General features: G+C 68.1%; 6 protein-coding genes. 5 read left to right on the forward strand and 1 reads right to left on the reverse strand.

What is annotated here, in order from left to right; genetic code table 11:
* The 5 genes from ACLFRM_RS08565 to ACLFRM_RS08585 all read left to right on the forward strand — a co-directional run.
* The coding region (locus ACLFRM_RS08565) for a hypothetical protein (protein ID WP_410755321.1) at positions 1-288 on the forward strand (288 nt) is incomplete at its 5' end.
* A gap of 213 nt (positions 289-501) precedes the next feature.
* Positions 502-1,614: a nitrogen regulation protein NR(II) gene (glnL, locus tag ACLFRM_RS08570; protein WP_410755322.1), complete on the forward strand. Its 1,113-nt coding sequence runs from the start codon at positions 502-504 to the stop codon at positions 1,612-1,614.
* Positions 1,615-1,621: 7 nt separating this feature from the next.
* On the forward strand, positions 1,622-3,070 hold the full coding sequence (gene ntrC, locus ACLFRM_RS08575) for a nitrogen regulation protein NR(I) (protein WP_410755323.1): 1,449 nt from the start codon (positions 1,622-1,624) through the stop codon (positions 3,068-3,070).
* A gap of 115 nt (positions 3,071-3,185) precedes the next feature.
* The gene (locus ACLFRM_RS08580) at positions 3,186-3,929 is read left to right on the forward strand and encodes a ParA family protein (protein WP_410755324.1); all 744 of its coding nucleotides are present in this window, start codon (positions 3,186-3,188) and stop codon (positions 3,927-3,929) included.
* A gap of 102 nt (positions 3,930-4,031) precedes the next feature.
* A complete protein-coding gene (locus ACLFRM_RS08585; protein WP_410755325.1) occupies positions 4,032-4,784 on the forward strand; it encodes an NYN domain-containing protein in 753 nt (250 codons plus the stop codon).
* A 59-nt stretch (positions 4,785-4,843) separates the two neighbouring features.
* Here ACLFRM_RS08585 and ACLFRM_RS08590 read toward each other — a convergent pair.
* Positions 4,844-7,195 (reverse strand): ABC transporter permease (locus tag ACLFRM_RS08590; RefSeq protein ID WP_410755326.1); only part of this gene is annotated, 2,352 nt, incomplete at its 5' end.

A 7,195-nucleotide genomic window follows, 5' to 3' on the forward strand; every position in this document is an offset into this window, starting at 1 on the left:
GGGTATCAGCACCTGGCGATCGTCGAGCCCGCCGACGGCGAGGTCGCCAGCCGGTTGCAGGGCAGCATCAGCGTGGAGTTGGTGATCCAGCCCGACCTGCGCGGCGGTGACCGCATCCGCATCCTGGTCGATGGTGAGCCGCGTGTACGCGACTCCACCGGCCGTCGCCACCTGATCAACGGACTGGCCCCGGGCAAGCATGAACTGGTTGCCCAGATCCACCGCGATGACGAGGTGGTCAAGGAAAGCCCACCGGTGCGCTTTCAGCTGATGGTGAATTCCCAATAACGGTGCGGTCGGCTATCCTCATGCACTCATACCGTGCAACAGGGGCGTGTCCTTGCGTCCTCATCCACCGTCGACGTTCTCGTGGTTCCCGCCAGCACGCGGTTTGGCGCGCTTTCGGAGAGCGACCCCGGCCGGGCACGCTACTTGCACCAAAATCGTCAGCCGCCCGGTAGGCCGAACCTGCCGGCCGTTTCGCGCCCGGTGGAGCAGTGCATGAATCCCAGATCCGAGCCCCGGCTTGCCGACACACTGAACACCGCGATCGTGGTGCTCGACGAACGCAATCGGCCGATCTATCTCAATTCGGCTGCCGAGCAGTTCCTGGGCACCAGTTATGGCGCCGCGCTCAAGTCGGGCTTCGACACGGTATTCACCGTCAACCCCCTGCTGGCCGAAACCATCCGCGAGGCTCTGACCACCCAGCAGGTGATGACCCTGCGCGAGATCGAGCTGGTGCTGGCCCACGAGTCCACCCGCGTGGCCGATTGCGCCATCACGCCGCGTCCGGATTACCCCCGCGCCCGGGTCATGCTGGAATTCAACGACATCGAGCGCCACCTGCGCATCTCGCGCGATGCGCGCATCAACTCGTTGCAGATGACCACCCGCCAGATGATGCGCGGGCTGGCCCACGAGCTGAAGAACCCGCTGGGCGGTCTGCGCGGCGCGGCGCAACTGCTCGAGCGCGAGCTCCCCGATCAGTCCCTGACCGAGTACACCCGCATCATCCTGCAGGAGACCGACCGCCTGCGCGGATTGATCGACCGCATGCTCGGGCCGATCGATCGGCCCGACTGCCATTGGGTGAACGTCCACGAGCCGCTCGAGCAGGTGCGTCATCTGCTGCGGATCGAGGCAGCCGAGCGTCCGCTCGAGTGGCAGCTGGACTACGACCCGTCGATCCCCGACGTCTGGGCCGACCGCGACCAGCTGGTGCAGGTGCTGCTCAACCTCGCCCGCAACGCCGTCCAGGCGATGCGCGAGGGCGGCACGCCCGAACCGAGGCTGACCTTTCGCACCCGCGTGCTGCGCCAGTTCACCATCCACGGCAAGCTCCACCGCCTGGCGGTGCGCATCGACGTCGAGGACAACGGTCCCGGCGTGCCCGAGGAACTGGTCGAGACGCTGTTTCTGCCGATGGTCAGCGGACGTGCCGGTGGCAGCGGGTTGGGCCTGTCGCTGGCCCAGACGATCGCCGAGCGACACCAGGGCATGATCGAGTTCGTGCCCAAGCGCGGCGTGACGCGGTTTTCCCTGATCCTGCCAATCCATCCCGACGGCGACCACGCCCCGGGGCGGAAGGCGTTCCCTTCCCCGAACGAGTGAGCCGACCATGCAAGCCGCCGACAAGTCGAACACCGGACGTCCCATCCCCCGCCTGTGGGTGATCGACGACGATCAGGCCATCCGCTGGGTACTCGAGCGTGCGCTGGCCACGACCGACTTCGCCGTGGAATCCTTCGACGAGGTGGCGAGCGCCCAGGCGCGGCTCGATCGCGGCGACCTGCCGGACGTGATCTTCTCGGATATCCGCATGCCCGGGGAGGACGGGCTGAGCTTCCTCACCCGGTTGGCGGAGCAGCACCCGGCCATCCCGGTGGTGATCATGACCGCACACTCGGACCTCGAGAGCGCGGTCGGGGCCTTCGAGAAGGGGGCGTTCGACTACCTCGCCAAGCCGTTCGATATCGACGAGGCCGTGCGTCTCGCCGAGCGTGCCTTTGATGCCTCGCGCGAGCGGGCCCAGCTGGCCGCTCCGGCGGAGGCCGAGTCCGGTTCGGAGCTGATCGGCAACGCCCCCGCCATGCAGGAGATCTTTCGCGCCATCGGTCGGCTGGCCCGTTCGTCGGTGACCGTGCTGATCAACGGCGAGTCCGGCACCGGCAAGGAGCTGGTCGCCCGCGCGCTGCACCGCCACAGCCAGCGGCGCGACGGGCCGTTCGTGGCGCTCAATACCGCGGCGATCCCCAAGGACCTGCTCGAATCGGAGCTGTTCGGCCACGAGAAGGGGGCGTTCACCGGCGCGGCGGCCCAGCGGCGCGGGCGGTTCGAGCAGGCCCAGGGGGGTACGCTGTTTCTCGACGAGATCGGCGACATGCCGCTCGAATTGCAGACCCGCCTGCTGCGGGTGCTCTCCGACGGGCACTTCTACCGGGTCGGCGGCACCTCGCTGATCCAGAGCGACGTGCGCGTGATTGCCGCGACCCACCAGCGCCTCGAGGAGCTGGTCAAGGAGGGGCGCTTTCGCGAGGACCTCTACCACCGCCTGAACGTTATCCGTCTCAAGCTGCCGGCCCTGCGCGAGCGGGTCGAGGACATCCCGCAGCTGATGCGCTTTTTCCTCGCCCGTGCCGCCGAGGAACTGGGCGTGCCGGTCAAGACGCTCACCCGCGCCGCCGAGGCGCGCCTGTGCGACTACCCCTGGCCGGGCAACGTGCGCGAGCTGGAAAACATCGCCCGCTGGCTGACCGTGATGGCGCCGGGCAACGAGATCAGCATCGACGACCTGCCCGACACCATCGTCCAGGGGTTGGGCGAGGCCCATGCCGACGGCGACGACCAGTTGCTCACCCGCTGGACCGCCGACCTCTCGCGCTGGGCCGAGGCGCGCCTGAAGGCCGGCGACGAGGACCTGCTCGCCACGGCCGGCCCGGCCTTCGAGCGCACCCTGTTGCAGGCCGCGCTGGCCTTCACCGGCGGGCACAAGCAGAAGGCCGCCGCGCTGATCGGCTGGGGACGCAACACCGTCACCCGCAAGCTCAAGGAACTGGGCGAGCACTGAGGGACGTCCCGGTACGCCCCGTTCCCCGCGACTGGCCCGACTGTCACAAGATCCGGCCCGGCCCGATGCTATGCTCCCCGACGAGGTGTGAATCAGTCGGAAACGGGGAGTCGGCATGGCCCAGACGGTGGCGCTGTATTCGGTCAAGGGCGGGGTGGGAAAGACCGCCACGGCAGTCAACCTGGCGGCGTTGTCCGCGGCCGCCGGCCGGCGGGTGCTGGTCTGGGATCTCGACCCGCAGTGCGCGGCGTCGTGGTACCTGCAGGCGGAGGCGGGCGCGGAGCGCTCGGTCAAGAAGCTCCTGAAACCCAAGGGGCTGGCCGCCTCGGTGCGCCCCACCATCCACAACCACCTCTGGGTGCTGCCGGCCCTGCCCGGCCAGCAGGCGATCGAGCATCACCTCGCCGACAAGAAGGATGCCGGCTTCCGGCTGGCCAAACTGCTCGACCCGTTGACCGAGCAGTTCGAGGAAATCTGGATCGACGCGCCGCCGGGGCTGTCCCTGCTGGCCGACAACGTATTGCGCGCCGCCGACATGGTGCTGGTGCCGATGGTGCCCACGCACCTGTCCGAGCGCACCTGGTTCCAGTTGAAGCGCCACCTCGACGAGCGCCGCATCCACCCCGAACGCCTGCGTGCCTTCCTCTCGCTGGTCGATCGCCGCCGGCGCATGCATCGCGAGTTCGCCGAACGCCATCGCCACGACATCCCCGAGCTGCTGGAAAGCGAAATCCCCTACGCCTCGGTCGTCGAGCAGATGGGCGAGGACCAGCGACCTTCCGTCTACCGCGACCCACGCCACCCGGCCAACCTCGCCTTCCGTTCCCTCTGGGACGAGATCGATGCGCTGTTCGCGTGAACGTTGAACCGGGGGCGAGCGCGGTGCCGGAGGGATACGGCGACAAACGGCCTATTCACGTGGCACGTGTCGGCGACTGACATCAGCAACAGGGAACTTGCCATGGAAAATGGATACGGCTCGAATCTGTCACTTGCCGTACTGATCGACGCCGATAACGCCCAGCCGGGCATAGTGGATGGACTGATGGCCGAAGTGGCCAAGATCGGTGTTGCCCACGTCAAGCGGATCTACGGTGACTGGACCACCCCACAACTCGGCAAGTGGAAGCAGACCCTGCTCGGTCATTCCATTCAGCCCATGCAGCAGTTCGGCTACACCAGCGGCAAGAACGCCACTGACAGTGCCATGATCATCGATGCCATGGACCTGTTGTACACCGATCGCTTCGAAGGTTTCTGTCTCGTTTCAAGCGACAGCGATTTCACCCGCCTGGCCGCTCGACTTCGCGAATCGGGTTTGAGCGTCTTCGGTATCGGGGAAAAGAAGACGCCGAAAGCCTTCGTTTCCGCCTGCGATCGCTTCATCTATACCGAAGTGTTCACCGCGCCCGAGGAAGAGGATGTCATTCATGCGCACCGCCCTCGCGGGGGAAAAGAGCTGCGTGGTGACACGGCACTGGTCCACCTGGCGCGTGCGGCCGTAGAGGCAACGTCAGACGAGAATGGCTGGGCCAATCTCAGCCCGGTCGGCAACTACATGAACAAGACGGCTAATGACTTCGATCCGCGCAACTACGGTCATACGAAGCTCAGTTCGCTATTCGAGGCCATCGGTTTGTTCGAAGTCGATCGGCGCAAGAACGGCGTTTTTGTTCGAGACGCACGGGCGAACGGCGATAAGGCCGGCACATGAGTTCCCCTTCCCGGGGCAGGCTCTGGTAACAGATTCAGGCGAGCTGGTTGGTCTTGTGATCAGTTCCGCAATGCCTTGGCCGGCGCCACCCGCGTCATGCGCCGCCCCAAAAGCGGGGTGATCAGCGCGGCGAGCAGCAGGCCGGCGCCGAGGCCCCAGGCCAGCAGCCAGGGGTTCAGGCGCCAGGGCAGGTCGAATACCTGAGCGGAGAGCAGCGAGCCCACGCCCATCGCGGCGACCGCGGCCAGCAGCCCCACCAGCAGGCCCAGGGCCAGGAACTCGATCCACAACGCCTTGAGCACCATGTGCCGGCTGGCGCCCATCACGCGCAGCACGGCCGCGTCGTGGATACGCTGACGTTCGCTGGCGCCGAAGGCGGCCAGCAGCACCACCAGCCCGGCAGCGAGCGTGAAGGCGAACACGTACTCGACCGCCTGGCTGGCGCGCGCGATCAGGGTGCGTATCTCGTCGAGAATGCGCGAGACATCGAACAGCGTCACCGTGGGGAATTCGCGCAACAGTTCGACCTGACGGTCCTCGCTGCCCTCGGGCAGGTGGAAGCTGGTGATGTGCTGTGCGGCGACGTTCTCCATCAGTCCCGGGGTGGCGATGACGAAGAAATTGGGGCGCATCGAGTCCCAGTCCACGCTGCGTATCGAGGTGATCTCGCCGTCGATGTCGCGCCCGTCGACGCGGAACGTCAGCCGATCCCCCAGCGACCAGCCCAGTGTCTCGGCGATGCCCTGCTCGACCGAGAAGCCCTCGGCCGGGAATTCGCCCGCGACCAGCTCGTTGTCCGCCGGCAGCTCGTCGCCCACCGAGAGGTTGAACTCGCGGGTGGCCAACCGATGGGCTCGGCCCTCGTACTGCCCGACATCCACCGCGTCGTCGTTCATCGCCTGCCAGCGACCGCGGATCATCGGGTAGAAACCGGCGTCCTCGATGCCCTGCCGGTCGAGGAACGCGCGCAGGTCGTCCACCTCGTCGGGCTGGATGTTGATGGCGAAGACGTTGGGGGCATCGTCGGGAATCTGGGCCTCCCAGGCGTCGATCAGGTCGGCGCGTACCACCGAGAGCAGCAGCACGGCGGTCACGCCCAGGGCGAGTGCGGCGATCTGGGTGGCCGAGACCCAGCGCGCACGGGCCATGCGCGCCAGGCCGAAGCGCGCCACGCCTCTCGCCGGCCAGCGACGCAGGGCCGTTACCAGCAGCCAGGCCACGACCAGGAAGGTGCCGAGGCTGGCGGTCAGGCCGCCGAGCACGTACAGCGCCAGCGCCGGATCGCGTGCCTGGAACCAGACCAGCAGCGCGATCGCCGCCACCCCGGCGCCGAACAGCAACCCCGCCCCCGGACTGGGGGCGACCGACTGCTGGTTGAGCACCCGCAACGGCGGGGTGTGCTTGAGCTGCACCAGGCTCGGCAGGGCGAAGCCGAACAGGGCCACCAGCGCGACGGCCAGCCCCAGCACCACCGGGAACAGGCCCGGCGGCGGCAGGTCGACGTCCAGCACGGTGGTCATCAGGTCGGCCAGCAGCAACTGCGTCGCCGCGCCGATCGCGATGCCGGGGATGGCGGCGGCCAGCGCCAGCATCAACAGGCGCCAGCGGTAGATCGCCCCGATCTGCCTCGACGAGGCGCCCAGTGCCCGCATGAGCGCGGCGGCGTCCTGCTGGATGCGGTTGTAGTGGCGCGCGGCGATCACCAGCGCCGCCCCGGCGAGCAGCACGGCGACCACCGAGGCCAGACCGAGAAAGCGGGCCGCCCGGTCGAAGGCGGTCTCGAAGGCCGGCTGGCTGTTCTCGGGGCGCTCGAGTTCGATCTCGGCGGGCAGCTGATCGGCCAGCCGGTCGAGTCTTGCGGCGCGGTCGTCGGCGTCACTCGATACCAGCAGCGCGTGCTCGACCCGGCTGGTGTCGGTGACCAGTTCGGTGGCGGCGAGATCGTCGCGGTGGATCATCAGCCGCGGGGCGGCCTGCGAGAAGACATTGCCCACGTCCGGCTCGCGCTCGAGCACCGCGGTCACCGGCAGGTCGCTCTGGCCCACCTGGACGGTGTCGCCCAGCTCGAGGCCCAGCGACAGCCGCGCCCGTGGCGCGATCCAGGCCTCGCCCGGTGGCGGGCCGCTGGTCACGCTGCGGGTGCCGTCGGCATCGCGGATCGTCAGTTCGCCGCGCAGCGGGTAGGCCTCATCCACGGCCTTGACGCCCACCAGCAGGGTCTGCTCCCCGGCGAGGACCACGGTGGGGAAGGTGACCTGACGGCTGGTGGTGAGGTCGAGATCCTCGGCCGCGGCGAGTGCCTCGTCGAGCGGGTCGGGGGCCTCCATGCGCGCGTCGGCGGCGAGGAACTGCGCGGCCTGGGCCCGCATCGCCCCGTCGACGCGATCGACGAAGAAACCCACCGCGGTCAC

The organism is Guyparkeria sp., assembly GCF_046540515.1.
GTDB lineage: Bacteria > Pseudomonadota > Gammaproteobacteria > Halothiobacillales > Halothiobacillaceae > Guyparkeria.

Excerpts from the sequence above, each read along its gene's own strand:
- glnL (WP_410755322.1), top strand. The coding sequence starts at position 502 with ATGAATCCCAGATCCGAGCCCCGGCTTGCCGACACACTGAACACCGCG.
- ntrC (WP_410755323.1), top strand. The coding sequence starts at position 1,622 with ATGCAAGCCGCCGACAAGTCGAACACCGGACGTCCCATCCCCCGCCTG.
- ACLFRM_RS08580 (WP_410755324.1), top strand. The coding sequence starts at position 3,186 with ATGGCCCAGACGGTGGCGCTGTATTCGGTCAAGGGCGGGGTGGGAAAG.
- ACLFRM_RS08585 (WP_410755325.1), top strand. The coding sequence starts at position 4,032 with ATGGAAAATGGATACGGCTCGAATCTGTCACTTGCCGTACTGATCGAC.